This window comes from Hymenobacter jeollabukensis, from assembly GCF_005771675.1.
Taxonomy (GTDB): domain Bacteria; phylum Bacteroidota; class Bacteroidia; order Cytophagales; family Hymenobacteraceae; genus Solirubrum; species Solirubrum jeollabukense.
Genome location: NZ_VAJM01000016.1, coordinates 15,693 through 32,455, shown reverse-complemented (window position 1 = coordinate 32,455; position 16,763 = coordinate 15,693). Strand labels below are relative to the sequence as shown.

At 64.2% G+C, this 16,763-nt stretch carries 18 protein-coding genes; 12 read left to right on the top strand and 6 right to left on the bottom strand.

Features of this window, described 5'->3' with window-relative positions:
* The first annotated feature begins 294 nt into the window (after positions 1 to 294).
* Genes FDY95_RS22845 through FDY95_RS22835 form a run of 3 tightly spaced genes read left to right on the top strand, consistent with a single transcriptional unit; the run spans position 295 to position 2,935 of the window.
* Positions 295 to 1,053, top strand: coding sequence for an MlaE family ABC transporter permease (locus tag FDY95_RS22845; protein WP_138081447.1), 759 nt, complete (start codon positions 295 to 297; stop codon positions 1,051 to 1,053).
* Between the two features lie 11 nt (positions 1,054 to 1,064).
* On the top strand, positions 1,065 to 1,859 hold the full coding sequence (locus FDY95_RS22840; RefSeq protein WP_138081444.1) for an ABC transporter ATP-binding protein: 795 nt from the start codon (positions 1,065 to 1,067) through the stop codon (positions 1,857 to 1,859).
* A 44-nt stretch (positions 1,860 to 1,903) separates the two neighbouring features.
* Entirely contained in the window at positions 1,904 to 2,935 is a 1,032-nt protein-coding gene (locus tag FDY95_RS22835) for an MlaD family protein (protein WP_138081441.1), read from the top strand.
* A 292-nt stretch (positions 2,936 to 3,227) separates the two neighbouring features.
* Here FDY95_RS22835 and FDY95_RS22830 read toward each other — a convergent pair whose 3' ends face one another.
* Complete coding sequence (locus FDY95_RS22830; protein ID WP_138081438.1) at positions 3,228 to 3,554, bottom strand: YbbN family protein; 327 nt, start codon at positions 3,552 to 3,554, stop codon at positions 3,228 to 3,230.
* Positions 3,555 to 3,712: 158 nt separating this feature from the next.
* Here FDY95_RS22830 and FDY95_RS22825 point away from each other — a divergent pair, with 158 nt between their 5' ends.
* Both FDY95_RS22825 and FDY95_RS22820 read left to right on the top strand, forming a co-directional pair.
* On the top strand, positions 3,713 to 5,314 hold the full coding sequence (locus FDY95_RS22825; RefSeq protein WP_138081435.1) for a sensor histidine kinase: 1,602 nt from the start codon (positions 3,713 to 3,715) through the stop codon (positions 5,312 to 5,314).
* Positions 5,315 to 5,322: 8 nt separating this feature from the next.
* Entirely contained in the window at positions 5,323 to 6,363 is a 1,041-nt protein-coding gene (locus FDY95_RS22820; RefSeq protein ID WP_138081432.1) for a response regulator, read from the top strand.
* A gap of 225 nt (positions 6,364 to 6,588) precedes the next feature.
* Here FDY95_RS22820 and FDY95_RS22815 read toward each other — a convergent pair whose 3' ends face one another.
* On the bottom strand, positions 6,589 to 7,413 hold the full coding sequence (locus FDY95_RS22815) for a universal stress protein (protein WP_138081429.1): 825 nt from the start codon (positions 7,411 to 7,413) through the stop codon (positions 6,589 to 6,591).
* A 200-nt stretch (positions 7,414 to 7,613) separates the two neighbouring features.
* Here FDY95_RS22815 and FDY95_RS22810 point away from each other — a divergent pair, with 200 nt between their 5' ends.
* Positions 7,614 to 8,651: a 2-hydroxyacid dehydrogenase gene (locus tag FDY95_RS22810; RefSeq protein WP_138081426.1), complete on the top strand. Its 1,038-nt coding sequence runs from the start codon at positions 7,614 to 7,616 to the stop codon at positions 8,649 to 8,651.
* A gap of 106 nt (positions 8,652 to 8,757) precedes the next feature.
* Here the strand turns inward: FDY95_RS22810 and FDY95_RS22805 are convergent, their stop codons facing one another.
* Positions 8,758 to 9,075 carry a hypothetical protein gene (locus FDY95_RS22805; RefSeq protein ID WP_138081423.1) on the bottom strand — a complete coding sequence of 106 codons (318 nt, stop codon included), beginning with the start codon at positions 9,073 to 9,075 and terminating at the stop codon, positions 8,758 to 8,760.
* Between the two features lie 230 nt (positions 9,076 to 9,305).
* Between FDY95_RS22805 and FDY95_RS22800 the strand changes: the two genes are divergently transcribed.
* The 4 genes from FDY95_RS22800 to FDY95_RS22785 all read left to right on the top strand — a co-directional run bounded on the left by FDY95_RS22800 (position 9,306) and on the right by FDY95_RS22785 (position 10,741).
* Positions 9,306 to 9,593: a hypothetical protein gene (locus FDY95_RS22800; protein ID WP_138081420.1), complete on the top strand. Its 288-nt coding sequence runs from the start codon at positions 9,306 to 9,308 to the stop codon at positions 9,591 to 9,593.
* A 55-nt stretch (positions 9,594 to 9,648) separates the two neighbouring features.
* Positions 9,649 to 10,029, top strand: a complete 381-nt coding sequence (locus FDY95_RS22795; RefSeq protein ID WP_138081417.1) for a hypothetical protein — start codon at positions 9,649 to 9,651, stop codon at positions 10,027 to 10,029.
* Positions 10,030 to 10,112: 83 nt separating this feature from the next.
* Positions 10,113 to 10,391 (top strand): hypothetical protein, encoded by a 279-nt coding sequence (locus FDY95_RS22790; protein ID WP_138081414.1) that lies wholly within the window; start codon positions 10,113 to 10,115, stop codon positions 10,389 to 10,391.
* Positions 10,392 to 10,399: 8 nt separating this feature from the next.
* On the top strand, positions 10,400 to 10,741 hold the full coding sequence (locus FDY95_RS22785; RefSeq protein ID WP_138081411.1) for a hypothetical protein: 342 nt from the start codon (positions 10,400 to 10,402) through the stop codon (positions 10,739 to 10,741).
* 672 nt (positions 10,742 to 11,413) lie between these two features.
* Here FDY95_RS22785 and FDY95_RS22780 read toward each other — a convergent pair.
* Both FDY95_RS22780 and FDY95_RS22775 read right to left on the bottom strand, forming a co-directional pair.
* Positions 11,414 to 11,779 (bottom strand): hypothetical protein, encoded by a 366-nt coding sequence (locus FDY95_RS22780; protein ID WP_138081408.1) that lies wholly within the window; start codon positions 11,777 to 11,779, stop codon positions 11,414 to 11,416.
* A 296-nt stretch (positions 11,780 to 12,075) separates the two neighbouring features.
* Positions 12,076 to 12,681, bottom strand: a complete 606-nt coding sequence (locus tag FDY95_RS22775) for a recombinase family protein (protein WP_138081405.1) — start codon at positions 12,679 to 12,681, stop codon at positions 12,076 to 12,078.
* Between the two features lie 171 nt (positions 12,682 to 12,852).
* Here FDY95_RS22775 and FDY95_RS22770 point away from each other — a divergent pair, with 171 nt between their 5' ends.
* Together FDY95_RS22770 and FDY95_RS22765 are read left to right on the top strand one after the other, a co-directional pair.
* On the top strand, positions 12,853 to 15,918 hold the full coding sequence (locus tag FDY95_RS22770; RefSeq protein WP_138081402.1) for a Tn3 family transposase: 3,066 nt from the start codon (positions 12,853 to 12,855) through the stop codon (positions 15,916 to 15,918).
* Positions 15,919 to 15,978: 60 nt separating this feature from the next.
* The gene (locus FDY95_RS22765) at positions 15,979 to 16,497 is read left to right on the top strand and encodes a hypothetical protein (RefSeq protein ID WP_138081399.1); all 519 of its coding nucleotides are present in this window, start codon (positions 15,979 to 15,981) and stop codon (positions 16,495 to 16,497) included.
* Between the two features lie 27 nt (positions 16,498 to 16,524).
* Here the strand turns inward: FDY95_RS22765 and FDY95_RS27020 are convergent, their stop codons facing one another.
* Entirely contained in the window at positions 16,525 to 16,647 is a 123-nt protein-coding gene (locus tag FDY95_RS27020; RefSeq protein WP_262710223.1) for a hypothetical protein, read from the bottom strand.
* Between the last annotated feature and the right edge of the window lie 116 nt (positions 16,648 to 16,763).

The following is a 16,763-nucleotide window of genomic DNA, read 5'->3' as shown; positions in this document are numbered from 1 at the left end:
GTAGCCGGGCTGCTGCCGTGGGTTGGTGCTGCTGCACGTCAACCGCGCCTGCCTGGTGGACGGCAACGGCCCGGGGGAGCAGGGACTACTACCAGGCGGCGCGGAACCGCCAGACCGAGACGGCTGCTAGCCTCTACCAGCGGGTGGAAAGACCACGCACTCTGCCGTACGGTCGCTTATGACAGGGTGGCGCGGCCCCAAACAGACCCTGGGCCGGACCTGAAAGCCGCTTTCCCCGGCGTAGCATAAGAGAACCGCGGCCCCTGACATTGCCTTCATAAGCCCCGTTCTACGATGCTGTACAGTCCCCTCCTAGCAGAAACCGGCGCCATTGCGCAGTTCACCGGCCGGTTTTTCCGCGAGGGATTCCGCCCGCGCTACGAGGTGCGGGAGTTTCTTTACCAGTGCTACGTGGTGGGCTACCAGTCGCTGCCCATGGTGGGCATTACCGGCTTTATCATGGGCCTGGTACTCACGCTGCAAAGCCGGCCCACCATGGCGCAGTTCGGGGCCGAGGCGTGGATTCCGACCATGGTGGGACTGACCATCGTGCGCGAGATGGGTCCCATCATTACTGCCCTGATTTTCGCGGGCAAAATCGGCTCCCGCATCGGGGCCGAGCTGGGCTCGATGCGGGTGACCGAGCAAATCGACGCCATGGAAGTGTCGGGCACGAACCCGTTTAAGTACCTCGTCGTCACGCGGGTGCTGGCCACCACGCTCATGCTGCCCATCCTGACGCTGCTGGCCGATGCCATCGGCCTGTACGCCTCCTACGTGGGCCTCAACACCCGCGGCGTAACGACGCTGGCGCTGTTCACCAACAACATCCTCAGCGGCCTGGCCTTCGCCGACGTGCTGCCGGCCTTTTTCAAGACGTTTTTCTTCGGCTTTGCCGTCGGCCTGATCGGCTGCTACAAGGGCTACTACGCCGATAATGGCACCGCGGGCGTGGGCCAGGCGGCCAACTCGGCCGTGGTGGTGTCCTCGCTGCTCATCTTCATTCTCGACCTGCTGGCCGTGCAGATTACCGGCCTGCTGGGCTTCAACTAACTGCTCCGCTGATGCTGCCCGCCGCTCCTGCTCCCATCAACCCCGCTGCTGCCGCTGCCCCGGCGGCAGCGGACCGCACCGGCGTGGTGCTGACGCTGGAAGCGGTCGGCAAATCGTTCGGCGACAACCACGTGCTGCGCGACTTTACCCTGGACCTGCACCGGAACGAGAACGTGGTGGTGCTGGGCAAGTCCGGCTCCGGCAAGTCAGTGCTGGTCAAGTGCATCATCGGGCTGCTGCGGCCGGATGCCGGCCGCATCACGGTGCTGGGCCAGGACCTAGCCACCCTCAGCCACGCCACGCTCGACGAGCTGCGGGCCCACCTGGGCTTCCTGTTCCAGAGCAACGCCCTGTACGACTCGATGACCGTGCGCGAAAACCTGCTGTTTCCGCTGCGCCGGCAGTGGCTGGCTCACCGCCGCGCCGAGGAAGCCGAGCTGGTGCGCCAGGCCCTGGAGGACGTGGGCCTGGCCGATACCGTCGACAAGATGCCGGCCGAGCTGTCGGGTGGGCAGCGCAAGCGCATTGCCCTGGCCCGCACGCTCATTCTGCGGCCCGAAATCATCCTGTACGACGAACCTACCACCGGCCTCGACCCGGTGACGGCCCGCGAAATCAGCGGCCTCATCCGCTCGGTGCAGCAGAAATACAACACCGCGGCCTTCATCATTTCCCACGACATGGACTGCGTGCGGCTCGTGGCCGACCGGGTGGCCCTGCTCGCCGACGGCCGCTGCTATGCCCAGGGCACCTACGAAGAGCTGGCGCATGACCCCGACCAGCGCATCCACGAATTTTTCGTCTGAGCCCGGCCCGTCGCGCTTTTCCCACCCCGTTTTCTCTACCTCCCATGCCTGTCAATACCACCAGTAACCACGTGCGCCTCGGCTTATTTGTTTTGGCCGGGTTGGGTTGCCTGCTGGCCGTGCTGTTTTTGCTGGGCCGCCAGCAAAACCTGTTCAGCCGCAGCCTGCCGGTGTCGGCTGATTTTCGCAACGTGGCGGGCCTGCTGGCCGGCAACAACGTGCGCCTGGGCGGCATCACCGTGGGCACGGTCAAACGCATCCAGATCCTGAACGACAGCACCGTACGGGTGAGCATGGCGCTGAACGAGGAGGTGCGCCCCTTCGTGCGCCAGAACGCGGTGGCCAGCATCGGCACCGACGGCCTGGTGGGCAATACCATCGTCAACCTCACGGCGGGCCCGGGTACCGCCCGCCCCGTGCAGGCCGGGGACGTGCTCAGGACCACCGCCCCCGCCAGCCTCGACGCCATGCTCGGCACCCTGGACGTGTCCAACCAGAACCTGGCCGTCATCACCAAGGGGCTGCGCGAAGTCACCGACAAGCTAAACCACAGCGAGGCGCTCTGGGAGCTGCTCGGCAACGAGCAGCTCGGCGCCGACGTGACCCGCAGCGCCCGCAATGCCGCGGCGGCTTCGGCCCAGCTGCGCGGGGCGGCCCGCGACGTGCAGCACCTCACGGCCGGCGTGCGCCAGGGCCGTGGCCCGCTGGGCTACCTGCTCACCGACCCGGCCTTTGCCCGGCAGCTGGGGCACGCCGCCCGGCAGCTGTCGGGTACCTCCGATACGCTGGCTGCCACCCTCAACGACCTGCAGCGCCAGGTGCAAACCGGGGCCGGGCCGGTGCAGACGCTGCTGTCGGACACCACCGCGGCCCGGCAGCTGCGCCAGACGGTGGGCAACGTGGCGCAGAGCACCCAAAAGCTCAACCAGAGCATGACGGCCCTGCAGCACAACTTCCTGCTGCGCGGCTACTTCCGCCGCCAGGCCAAGCAGCTGGCCCGCGACAGCGCCCGGGCTGCCCCAGAGCCGGCCCGCACATTGCACCTGCCGTCAGTATCGATTACCCCTGAGCCGTGAGTGGTACTGCCTGCCCAAGCCCCGCTGCTCCGGGTGGCCGAGAGGCGCCACTTTTACCCGATGCCCGATGCAAGCGGCATATATTTCTGTCTGCCGTGCCAATGCGGCGGTGCCACCTTCAGCCAGAAAGTGGTCCGGGCTATTTGCCCCTGAAACGGGGAGGAACCGGAGCCAAAAGCAGCTGTGACTTGGCGCTGAACGATTCACACAACCCGGATAGTTTTGGCCACAGCCTTGGAGACGCAACGCAACGACCTTCCCTGCGGCTAAGCGGCAGGCTCAGTTACGGACCCTACAGCTTGCTGAGCAGCAGCTGCGCTATCTGTTCGCCCTCGGGTAAGCCCTGCTGCCGCCACAGCTCCACCCCATCGCGCACGAGCACGAAGGCCGGTACTCCCCGGCCGTCGAAGCTGCGCACCACGGCGGGGTACGTAGCCTGATCAATGCGCAGCACCCGAATGAAAGGCGCTACTTGCTGCTGCAGGGCTTGCAGCAAAGCCAGGGTTTGCAGCCGGACCGCTGGACCGAGTTGTCCCTCCTGTGGATCGGCGGCCGGCAGCAGTACCAGCAGCATGGCTACGTAAGTGGGCGGCGCGGCCAACAAGGTACTGAGGAGCATAATCTTGAAAATGAGTTAGGTAAGAGAAGTGTAAACATACCGTTACTGCTCCCTCCGACGTATGACGGGCATCAACGCGCCGCCGTGATGCTCATCACGTCTGCCCTGTCCACCCCGGCCGCCCGTCTCCATCGACGTCGGCCTTTTCGCTCCCGCTTATGTTACCGGCTTCGCATTCCGCCGTCCTGGCCAACCTGCTCTATTCTCATTCGGCTGAGCTGGTGGGCGTGTACGACCCGGTCGTGGGCTGGTTCACGCACGTCAATCCGGCCGGGGTACAGCTACTGGCTTACCCCTCGGAAGCGGCGTTTCTGGCCGACCCCAACCACTCGCTGCGCACCCCGCCCTGGACCCGGGCGCAGTGGCAGAAGCTCTGCGACCGGGCCCGGCGTGAAGGCCACCAGGAAGTAGAAGCCAACATCCGCCGGCACACGGGGGAGCCGCTGCAGGGCTACCTGCGCATGACCTACTTCGAGGTGGCGGGGCAGCCCCTGTTTCTGGTGTACCTCACCGCGCGCAACCGCCTGCAGCAGTCGGAACGGGAGCTGGCCCACAGCGTCCGACGCTTCGAGGCCGTTTTTGCCAACGCCGCGCTGGGCATCGTGGTGTGCGACCAGCCCGGCCGCATGGTGTCCGTCAATGCCCAGGCCGAGCAGCTGTTCGGTTACGCGCCCACCGAGCTGCTCGGGCAACCCCTCCGCGTGCTGCTGCCCGACGCCGCGGGCCAGTTGCTGGAGCAGGCCCGGGCGGCGTTCGAGGAGCACCCGCCCAGGCGCAGCGTGGCCCCGTCCGGCACCTTGCCGGGCCGGCGCCACAACGGTTCGGCGTTTCCGGTGGAAGTCAGCCTGAGCTACTTTTACCTCGACGAGGAGCTGTTCGTGGTGGTTTACCTGCTGGATTTGACGGCCAAACACGCCGCGGACCAGGAGCTACGGACCGAACAACGGCACGTGAGCCGGCTCAACGCCGAGCTGGAGCAAAAAGTAATAGACCGCACCAACGCCCTGCTGATTACCCTGGACCAGCTCGAACGGCGGGGCGACGAGCTGGCCCAGGCCCTGGCGGCCGAGCAGGAGCTGGGGGAGCTGAAGTCGCGCTTCGTGAGCATGGCCTCGCACGAGTTTCGCACCCCGCTCACGGCCGTGCTATCCTCGGCCGACCTGATCGAGGACTACCCGGAGGGCCAGCACCAGGCGCAGCGCCTCAAGCACGTGCAGCGCATCCGCGCCTCGGTGCAGCACCTGAACGACATCCTGGAGGAGTTCCTATCGGTGGGTCGCCTGCAGGAAGGCGCCATCGAAGCCCGCCCGGTGGATAGTGACCTGACCGCCTTGTTGCCCGAAACGGTGGCCGATCTGCACAGCCAGTTCAAAGCCGGCCAGCTGATCGACTGGCAGGTAGACTGCCCGGTACCGATGCGGCTGGATGCCTCGCTGCTGCGCAAAATCATCGTCAATCTGCTCTCCAACGCCCTCAAGTACTCGGCGGAAGATACCGTGGTGACGGTACGCGCCTGGTGCCAGGATCAGCACCTGCTGCTCCGGGTGGAGGACCAGGGCGTGGGTATTGCGGCGGACGACCAGAAGCACCTGTTTCAGCAGTTTTTCCGGGCCCGCAACGTCACCACGGTGCCCGGTACCGGCCTGGGCCTCTACATCGTGGCGCGCTATCTGGCGCTGATGGGTGGCACCATCGAGCTGCGCAGCGTACTGGACCAGGGTACCACCGTCACCATTCAGGTGCCCCTCATTTCCGCCTAGCCCCCACCATGCAAACCATTCTGCTGATTGAAGACGACCAGGGCATTCGGGAAAACACCGCCGAGCTGCTGGCTATGGCGGGCTACGCCGTGCTGACCGCCGACAACGGCGACGCGGGCGTGAAGCAGGCGCTGCACACCCGCCCCGACCTGGTGGTGTGCGACATTATGATGCCGGTGCTCGACGGCTACGGCGTGCTCCAGATCTTCAACCAGAATCCCCAGCTCTCGGGCGTGCCGTTTATCTTCCTGACGGCCAAAACCGAGCGGGGCGAGCAGCGCAAGGGCATGGAACTGGGCGCCGACGACTACCTGACCAAGCCCTTCGTAAAAGCCGAGCTGCTGAGTGCTATCAGCGGCCGCCTCAGCCGCTTCCAGCACCTGAAGCCCGACTACGAGCCCACCGCCGACGGCCTGCACGCTTTCCTGCACGACGCCCGCGTGGCCGGCAACCTGGCCAGTCTGTCGGTGGACCGCAAAGTGCACCTGGTGCGCCGCAAGCAGGACGTGTACCAGGAGGGCGACGAAGCCACGCGGCTGTACTTCGTGCAGTCGGGCCGCGTCAAAGCCATCAAAACAACCGAAGCCGGCAAAGAGCTGATGGTGGGGCTGTACGGCCCGGGCGAGTTCTTCGGCTACCTGCCGCTGCTCGAAAACACCCCGTACGGCGACTCGGCCGTGGTGGTCGACGACGCGGAGCTGCTCTACATTCCCCGGGAAGACTTCGCGCAGCTCCTGCTACGCGACAGTGCCGTGGCCCAGCAGTTTGCCCGGCTGCTGGCCGGCCGCGTCAGCACGCAGGCTTCCTTGCTGCTGTCCATTGCCTACAGTTCCATCCGGCGGCGCGTGGCCGATGTGCTGCTGCGGCTGCACGAGCAGGAGCCCGAGGGCATGCAGTTCACCCGCGAAGACATGGCCGCCATGGTGGGCACCACGCCGGAGTCGATGAGCCGGACCCTGAACGAATTCAAGCAGGACGGGCTCATTGAGCTGACCCCGAACGTCCTCCGCGTGCTCAAGCCGGAAACGCTGCGCCGGAGCCGCTGGTAACGCCAGGCCGCCGCCAGCCCCTGCCCGTTGCCCGCGTCAGGCCGCCGTCAGCGGCTGGGCGCGGACGCGTTGCCTGCCGGCACACACGAGGATCATTAGGTGCAGGGCAAACGTCCGCGTTTCACCCCCCGGCAGGGGCTTGGCCAACCTCAGTAGATAGCCAGCGCCAGGGTCAACTGTCTAAAAACGAGCACGGTGAAGACCGCTTTTTAGTCGGGCAGCGGCTTATTCTGCGGCTGGCAGCAGCAGGACGGGCACGTCACTGTGCAGCAGCACCTGGGCTGTGACGCTGTGGTGAAAAAAACGGCTCAGAAAACTCCGCGGCCGGACGATGAGCACCAGCAAATCAGCTTTGCCAGGGTGAGCCGCTTGCAAAATGGCGGGGGCCGCTTCTTCGGCCACGACGGTACAGGTGCGCACCGGCTGGGCCAGATCAGCGGTGAGGCCGGTGCGCTGCACCGAGTCCAGGGCCTGCGCGGTGCAGGCCTCGGCCCGCTGCTGGTGCGTAATGTGCAGTACCGTCAGCTCGGCGTCCAGGCAGCTAAGCAAGTGCCGTACGGCCCCGGCATGTTGCCCCAGCGAAAATTCCTCCCCGTCGGCCGCCAGCCAGATGCGGCGCGGTGGGTGCGTGGCGTGCACCGCGCGCGGCACGGCCAGCAGCGGGTACGGCACCGTGCGCAGGATGTCGAGGGCCGTGGCCTCCACCAGCTCGTCGGGCGTACTGGCCGCATCGGAGCGACCTAGCACAACCAGGGTGGGGTGGTGTCGGCTGATGGCCTCGGCCACGGCAAAGTCCACCCGGCCGTGCGCTACTTCGGTCGCGACCGGCACCAGCAGGTTACCAGCCAGCCGGTTAAGCGCGACGGCCGCAACCTCCTCGTTCAGGCTCGACGCCTGGCTGGTGAACAGCGCCGGGTCCAGCAGCGAGTCGCGGCGCACGTGCAGCAACACCAGGCGGACGCTGAGTGCCTGCGCCAGGGTAACGGCGTAGCGGAGGGCGCCATGAGACGCTTGCAGGAAGTCCGTGAGAATAAGCAGGGAGGAAGCCATAGCAACGATGAAGCCGAAAGTGAGGCGCTTCGGCAAGTTCTGCCGGCCCGGTCCGGAGCGCCATGCGCAAGGTCTGCCGGCGGCATGATGCAGGTCATGCCGCCGGCAGAGCGGGGGGCCGACCTTTACACGGGTTGCCGCTTAAGCACTTGGGCGCCGGTTGGCGGCCCGGTCTGCCTTCACTTTTGCTGTCCCTCCCGATGAACATCACCGTCTTCAGTGCCCACGCCTTTGAGCGCCCCTACCTGCTCGCGGCGGCGCAGGGCAAGCACGAGCTGCGCTTCGTGGCCGAGGCGCTGAGCGTGACCACGGCCGCGCAGGCCCGGGGCAGCCGTGCCGTAGCCCTCTTCGTGAACGACGACGCTTCGGCTCCCGTCCTGACGCAGCTGGCGGAGCTGGGCGTGAGCTACGTGGTGGTGCGGGCCGCCGGCGTCGACCAGGTAGACCTGCCCGCCGCCCACCGCCTGGGACTGCGCGTGGCCAACGTGCCGAAGTACTCTCCCTTCGCCATTGCCGAGCACGCCGTGGCGCTGATGCTGGCCCTGAGCCGGCAGCTGCGGCGGGCCGACGCGCAGGTGCACCGCTCCGACTTCCGCCTCGACGCGCTGGTGGGCTTTGAGTTGCACGGCAAAACCGTGGGCATTATTGGCTGCGGCACCGTGGCCAGCCTGCTGCACGGCTTCGGCTGCCGCCTGCTGGGTACCGATGTGGTCGAGGACGAGGCGCTGACCCAGCGCTACGGCCTGACGTACGTGCCGCTGGACGAGCTCTGCGCGCTGGCCGACGTCATTACCGTTCACGCACCGCTCACGCCCGCTACCCGCCACCTGCTCGGCGCCGCGCAACTGGCCCGGATGAAGCGGGGCGCGATGCTCATCAACACCAGCCGAGGCGCGCTGCTCGACACCGAGGCCGCGCTGGCCGCCCTGGAAACCGGGCAGCTGGGCTACCTGGGCCTCGACGTGTACGAGTACGAGAAAGGGTTATTCTTCTACGACCACTCCCAACAGCCGCTGGCAGACGACTTGCTAGCCCGGTTGCTGGCGCTACCCAACGTGCTGATTACCGGCCACCAGGGCTTCCTGACCCGTGAGGCGCTGGGCAACATTGCCGCTTCGGTCGTTGGCACGCTGGAATTGTGGCAGAGCGGCCAGCCAGCGGGCAATGAGCTGTTGCCTGCCGGTTCAGCGGTGCCGGCTCTGGAGGTCGGTAGGCTCCACTTGGTTCCGCCTTGGTAACTACCTGACGCCTTCGCCACACCGCTCTTTTTCGGCACCGTTGCGGCCCTCCCTTTAGTAGGATTATCCGGGTATCTACTGCTGTAGAAATACTGTTCCGGCGAGACTACCGGTGAGGGGGCGTTTGCGCCTCCAGGTACTGGTCGCAGCAGCTCAGGAATTCGGGGGTGGTCAACTCCATGCCGCCTTCGGGACGCCCTGGCAGCGCGTGCAGCGACATATCTCGGGTGTAACGCCCTACGGGGTAGTCGTCGTGCTCCCACACCAGCATCGTGGCCGTTATGGGCTCGGGTCGTTCCAGGGCTTCTTCGGTCGCAATGGCCACGGGTACGCCTTTCGAGTGGGCATAGGCCAGCAACGCCCGCAGCTCGATATCGGAGCTGCATCGAATGCCCTGCTTGGTTTCAAAAGTTCTGGTTTTCATGGCCGTAAGGAGTCAGGCGACAGATGCTCCTGTATACGTGGACCACGGCAATGAGCGGCTTACTCCCAGCACAATTTGCCAGCGGTAGCGGGGAACCTCCTCCGCCGAAAGCTGCTACCTGGCGCGCATGTTCACCGCGGCGGTTACTGGTGTCGAAACCGGGCCCTGCACCTTCCTTCATTGCCATGAACCTTGCCCAACCTGCCGTTCACTCGTTAACGCAACTGCTCGTGACGTTTCAACAACCCCTGCGCTTTGTCAGCCAGGACAAAGGGCTGGACTGGAAGTCGTACCAGTTCGACGAAGCCCTGGCGCCTTACCTGGCGCAGGGCTACCGCATTGCCCATGTGCAATACCACATCGGCGAAGGCATTCACTTCCAGGACTCCGACAACCGCAGCGAGTCGCGCGGCATGCACCTGTTCGCCTGCGTGCTGTTCGAACACGACGCCCACCACGCCCCGGCTGCCGCTGAAAACACCGCCTGGGCCGGCCCCGGCCGCCACGGCAACGACTAGCCGCATCCACGGCCGCTGACTTCTTTTCCTTTCCACGTCATTCCACCCTTGCCCCATGAAAACCTTCCTCTCCTTCGTGCTCCTGAGCTTGTGCAGCTTGCTGGCCCTCCCTACCCAGGCCCAAACGGCCGCTGATTCGGCGCAGGCCCGCCTGCGGGTGCAGCAGCAGCGCACCCACGATGCCGAGCAAGTGTTGGCCACCCAGCGCAACCAGGCGGCCAGCAGCCGCGGCACGGCCGACGAAACCGCCGCTGCCGTGAAGCAGCAGCGCCACGATCTGCAGACGCAAAAACGGCAGCTCAAGGACCAGCAGCTGGCCGCCCGCGAAGACGAAGCGCGGCAAAAGCTGGCCCGCGACCAGGTACGCACCGAAAAAGGTCGGACCCGCGACCAGAAAAAGCAGATCAAACGGTACGTCGACCCCGCAACGCAGTAGCGGGGCCGTCGCCTCACGCCACCGGTGCCGGCAGTTGCTGCCGGCTGCCGCCACCACGCCTGTCCGCCAAGCTCATTCCCGTCATGCTCCCGCTTTACCAACCCGACGCTCAACTACTGGCCACCATGGGCTTCACGGCCTACAGCTCACCCCCTCGCCAACTCCGCTACAGCCGGCCCAGCGCCTGCGGGCAGGAAACCATCGTGCTTTACGAAGACGGCGAGCTGGCCCTGCTGGAAAGCGTCAACGGCCAACTGCTCTACAGCTTTCAGGGCCGCCTGGCCTCCGAAGCCGAGCTGCGGGTGCTGCTGCGCCAAGTTGATTGGGTGCTTCAACCGCTCGCCTACGCTCTAACCGAATAGCTCGTGCCATGACCGACGTGTATTTGCAGAGCCTCGGCTTTTCGCCCCTGCGGGAAGAAACCCGCGCCAGCCGCCCCGCCTTCGAACGGGCTTGGCGCTACCGGCACGAATTCCAGGCCCAGGACGGTACCAGCGTGTTCATCGAGCACCCCTTCGGCATCGACCGGTGCCGGATGAGTACCCTGGAAGCCCCGTTACGCCGCCAGGACCTGCTGGCCGACCTGGCCTTGCAGGATCGTTCCGGCCTGGAAGCTGCCCTGGCGGCATTTTACCGGGCCCACGGCGGCGTAGGCGACCGGCAACCCATCGTGGTGGTGAATCATTTTCGACCCTACCGCCGCCAGCGCTAATGTCAGCCGGCAGTTGAAAAAGCCGCCGATTGCAGCTCTCAGCAGGTGTAAAAACGTATTGCCCCGATTATTATCGTCTCTTTCCAGGCGCAACGGCACGAAAGAGCTGCGTTGGTCGTTCACCCGGTAGTACCTACCCCTTCATGTGGGAGTAGGATGCGCCGCCGCACTTTTGAACAGCTACGAATAGCACGCAAGCCACTGCCGACGGACTCCAGGGGTTGCCTTTCCGACCCTGTTGCTCATCCTCTACCGTCTTGGTATGCTGGTTCTCCCGGCCTTTGCCGCGCATTGGCGGCCTTGGTTAAAAGTTTGGTCCAAAAGTCGCATTTGCCGACTAGTGCCATGTTGTATACAATAGCTGAGTCGTGCTGATGCCCTGTGTTTAGGTAACAAGATTAAGCCCGCAAGGTGTGTCGTGCGGTCTCAATTATGGCTTTGGCTTTGGATGGGACGCATCTTTTGGGGGCGTTACGCGCCGAAAACGACCCTTCTGATATTGGTAGTAGCCTGGCGTAATGGGAGTCAGTTGCGGGTCGGGTTCTTCAAACTTGTCCAATCTGTGTACACTCGACACATACACCAAGCCTTTGCGCATGGCCACGGTTCGGCTATGCTCGGCCAAGTTGCCGCCCAACATTTCGCCCTGTTCATCGGACGTGATGGGCGGTATCAACTCGCTCCGCCCGTCAACGCTCTGCCAGAGCAGGCACGGCGGGCTGTCGAGGATAACAAAAGCGTTTGGTCGACGTCCGTGCGGTAGCCCTGCACGCCGGTGCTACCGCCCGTCTTCACCATGATTTCTTCGGGTTCGCGCTGGTTGAGGTTCACAACGTAGACGTGCATGTAGGCCAAGTAGTGGTCGTTTTCTTTTAGCCAGGGGTTTAAATCAAACTCGACCCACCGGGCGGGGGTAGCTAGGGGGCGGTAGAAGAGGCGGAACGTGCGCTCGTCGTCCGCGCCGTCGCCATAGAAGACCCGGTACCGCGCCGTCGAGTCCCCCAGCCGCTGCTGCCTTTCCCAGCGGGTAGATCCCAAGGCCGCCTGGATACTATCCACTTGCCGACGGGTCCAGTACGTCTCCTCTAGTGGCTGGGCACGAAAAGTGTCGGGAAAGTGCGTTGGGCGCTGGGCGAGAGGTGGGGCGGAGGCAATTACCGCTGGTTTGGGACGGGCCTGTTGCGCAGCAACTGGCTGAAGCGTACGCCAACACGCTCCTCCCAGTAACAGGAGTCGCAAGTAATAAACAAGGCGGGAAAGACGCATTTGGTAGGATAAGCTTTTAGGCACTGTCTCGATAACTGGACTAGGAATTAATGAAATGCCCACTGTATCTACCGGCTAGTAGGTACAGTGGGCGTTTCGCTAATCTGACAGCCGGCGAAGCGCAGGATTTTGTAGAGGGTGCGGCGGGAGCCAATCTGAAAGTAGGCCATCAGTTGGCGGGTCGATTGCTGACCCGCTTCGTAGAGCTCCTTGACGGCGGGCGCAATTTTCTGGTAGCGCGGGGCCAGGCCCGGGGGCCGGCCGCCCTGCCGGCCGCGGGCGCGAGCGGCTTGCAGTCCGGCGTGGGTGCGCTGCACGAGCACGTTGCGCTCGTGCTCGGCCAGGGCGCAAAATATCTGGAACACCAACTGGCCACCGGGCGAGGTCGTGTCGATGGGGTCCTGCAGCGAAATCAGGTGCAGCTGGCGGCGGCTCAGGTCCTCGACCACCTCAATCAGGTGCTTGGTCGAACGACCCAGCCGGTCCAGCCGCCAGATGACAATGGTGTCGCCGGAGCGGGCGTAGGCCAGCAACTGCTCCCAACTGGGCTTGTGGGCCTGCATGCCCGAGACGGTATCGGTGAACAGGTGCTCGCAGCCGGCTTGGCGCAGGGCATCGAGTTGCAGGTCCAGGACTTGTTCGCTGGTGCTGACGCGGGCGTAGCCGAGTTTCATCAAAAGAGGGGTAAATGGTACCGGAAACAAGCAAAAAACAAATTTATGGTACCTTGATTGCGGAAACCAGTTTCGGGTACCGGTTTTTTCTGTACCGGGGTGCCGATTTCGGGCCGGGGTGGGCGGTACCGGAAAAGGGACGTTTTCGTGCTACCTCCGCCTGCCACTATCATGGCCCGCCATCTCTCGCTGCTCGATGCGGCTCAGCGCCGCGAATTTGATTCGCCCCCGAAGTTTACCGCCGCGCAACGCGCGTTCTTCTTCTCCCTGCCGGAGTGGGCCGAGCCGCTGCTACGCACCATGACCGCCGCCCACATACGCGGAGGCTTTATCTTGCAGCTAGGCTACTTCAAAGCCAGCGGCCGCTTCTTTTCCGTCGAGCGGTTCGTGGCAGCGGACCGCGCCTACGTACAGCACCGGTATGAACTGGGCCAGCTCGTCTGGGAGCGCTACGAGCGGGTGGCCAGCTTCCGGCACCGGCCGCTGGTGCTGCATCACTTCGGGGTAGCCCCGTTCGACGAGGTGCAGGCCCAGGTGCAACAGCAGGCACTTCACTTGGCACGGCAGCAGATGAACCCGGTAGCCGTTTTTCGCTCCTTGGTGGACTTGCTGCTCGGGCATCGGTGGGAAATTCCGACCTACGCCATGCTGGCCGGCCTGGTCACGGAAGCCTTCCGGACGGTTGAGCAGCGCCTCGGCGACCACCTGACCGAGTTGCTTACTCCGGCCCTGCGTCAGCAGCTGGACGGCTTGCTGTTGCCGGAAGGGGACGAGGCGGGGCCGGCCCATGCGCACCGGCCGTATCGGCTCACGACCCTCAAGCGCAGTCTGGAACTGATGCGCCCCTCCGCCATTCGGGCTAATGTGCGGGACTTCGCCCTGCTGCACCGCCTGTTTCAGCAACTGCAGCCGGTGGTCCAGGCGTTGGAGTTGTCCGAAGAGGTGGTGCGCTACTATGCCCGCTACGTGGAGCGGGCCCAGGTCTTCCAGGTGCAACAGCAACCCGACAAGAAATACTTGTTGCTGCTCTGCTTTCTGGTGCAGCAGTACTACCAAGTGAGTGACTTGCTGACGGACACCTTGTTGCAGGCCGTTCAGACCCACCGCAATGCCGCGCAACGCGACACGCAAGAGCGGGTCTACCGGCAGCAGCAGGACTCGGCTGGCCAGCTGCGCCAAGTGCTCGATGGCGTGCTGCACCACGCCACCGCGCTCCAGCAACTGGAACAGGTCGCGTTTTCGTTTGCCCACACCAACGACGAAAAGGTCGCCCGCTTGCTGGACTGGCTGCACACGCCGGCGGTCGCCGCCTTCGCCCATGTGCGGCAGACGGCGCAGCAGCTACGCCAGGGCAATGGCGGAGGACCCAATGGCGTCTATTACCAAGTCGTGGCGGAGCGCTCGCGGGCCTTGCAGCAGCGCTTGGGAGAAATCCTGCGCCAGGTGCCCTATGAGGGCATGGCCGACAATGCGCTTGCCCAGGCGCTGGCCCAGTACCGGGAACGCGGCGGGCAGGTCGGCCAACAGCCTTCCGTCGCGTTCCTGAAACCGGCCGAGCGGGCGGCCCTGGCGCAGGCCGATGGGTCGGTGTCGCTCTACAAAGCCTTACTGGCTGGCCACGTCGCCGACCAGCTGAAGGCCGGCAAGCTGAATCTGGCCCACTCGTTGAGCTACCGTCCCTTCGACTCGTACCTGCTGGCGGCCGCCACCTGGACAAGCCAGCGGGAGACGTTGCTGGCGCAGGCCAACGTGTCGGAGTTACGCGAGCCAGGCGTGTGGCTGGATGCCTTGCAAGCGAAGCTGGCTGGGGCCTTTACCCAGACCTTCGAGCGGCTGCAGACCGGAGCCAATCCGGCTGTACGCCGCCGGGCGGATGGCCGACCCCGCTTCCTGACCCCAGCGCGGCTACCCGCTGACACCACCCCGGTGGCCCGGCCCCTATTTCCAGAGGCGGGACAGGTCTCGCTGCACCATGTGCTGCACACGGTGAACCAGCACGGCCATTTCACCGATCAATTGCGCCACTGGAACCCGCGCCACCAACCGCCCCGCCCCGCCGACCAGGTGTTCTTCGCCGGCGTGATGGCCTACGGCTGCAACCTGGGCCTGACGCGCATGGCCCACGCCGCCCGGCACGTGGCTCAGGCCACGCTGGAAAACACGGTCAACTGGTATTTCTCGCTCGACAACCTGCGCCGGGCCAACGACGCCATTGTCGCCCTGACGGGCAAATTGCCCGTCGGCCGCCTGTTTCAACGCGCCCCCGGGCACACACACACCTCCTCGGACGGGCAGAAGTATCATGTGGCTGTGGATTCTATTCACGCCACCTACTCCTATAAATACTTCGGGCAGGGCAAGGGGTTGGTGTCGTACGGCTTCCTGGATGACCGGCACCGTCTCTTTTATTCGACCACCTTCACGGCCGCCGAGCGCGAGGCTCCCTACCTGCTCGACGGGCTGCTGCACAACGACGTGGTCGAGTCCACTATTCACAGCACCGACACGCACGGGTTTACGGAGGTCAACTTTGCCCTGACGGCTCTGCTGGGCATCGCCTACGCCCCCCGGCTGCAATCTTTCCAGGACCAGCAGCTCTACGCCTTCGCCGGGATGGACGTGCCGGACGTAGCGGCTTACGCCCTGCGGCTGGGCAAGCCACTGGACCGGGAGCTGATTGAGTCCCAGTGGGAAACGATCCTGCGCCTGGTCGTCAGCCTGAAGCTGAAGGTGGTGACGGCATCTACCGTGCTCAAGCGTCTCAATTCCTACGCGCAGCACCATCCGCTCTACCTCGCGCTGCGGGAGCTGGGCCGCGCGGTACGCACCGAGTTTCTGCTGCGCTACATGGACGACCAAGACCTGCGCAAGCGCATCGACGACCAACTCGACAAGCTCGAAAGCACGCATCACTTCGCCCGCGCGGTGTTCTACGGCCAAAATGGGCAGCTGCGCTACGCCGGCAAGGAAGAACAGCAGGTAGCGGATACCTGCAAACGGCTGGTGCAGAACGCGATTGTATGCTGGAACTGCCTGTACCTCACGCACGCACTCTTCCAACGGCCCTCTGGGGAGCGCCAAGCGGTAGCGGAGGCCATTGCGGGCATGTCACCGGTGAGCTGGCAGCACATCAATCTGCAAGGAGAATTTGATTTCTCTGAAGAGGCCCTGACCGATGCGTGGCAGTTTGATCTGGACACACTGCTGACAATGGAATGGGCGAACCCAACCATGTAACATTTGTACCAAACTTTTAACCAAGGCCATTTATCCGTAGAGTTTGCTTTCCCGCTTGCCATGACTACTTACGAAAGAACCCAGGTCGTCAAAATCCTCGCCGACCCGAAAGGCGAAGCCCGGATGATTATGTTCATTGCCGATGGCCCCAAACCCCTCATCTGCCGGCCGGTATCCGAAATCTACGTCGAGTCGCCGGCCACTGAACCGGAAACCTATGCGCCGGACGAGGTTCGTCCAGCCCTGCTGCAAGAGTATGTGCTGAAAACCCCGCGTGAAATCGTCAGAGAGCGGACGTTTCGGGCCCTGGATGACTTTCGGAAACAGATTCCTTCAGATCGGCTGTTTGAATCATTCCAGCGCGTCATTGCCCTCTTCCGGCAAGACGAGCGACCGGGCCCGGAAGCACAAAAACTAGTGGCCGCGGTCGTCGACCGCGCAAATCGCTCTCGGTTGCCCTGGTCGGCTATCATGACCGGGCTGCTGCTAGATCCTCAGGTTCCGCAGGTTGTCTACGAAACCTTGGTCGTGCTTTTTTACCGCGTTATCTCCGAATGGAACGTGCGCGCCAGCGCTTAATGCCGCACATGCTGCAGACTGGCGGGCTCAAGCCCGCCAGTCGCGGTGCTGCGGGCCTACCTGGGCCGGGCTCTCGAAGGAGTACTTGCCCAGCTGGTTGATGTGCTCGTAACGGCTGGGCGAGAGGTACTCAAAATGAGTTTCGTCCACCGGACAGTTCTAGCATGCAGAACGTGCAAAAGCTGGTAGATGTAATCAACAAGCAGGGACTGATTAATGAGAGATACCGTGACCGCAGGTTTTGCATCTTTAGGCCAGCATGATAA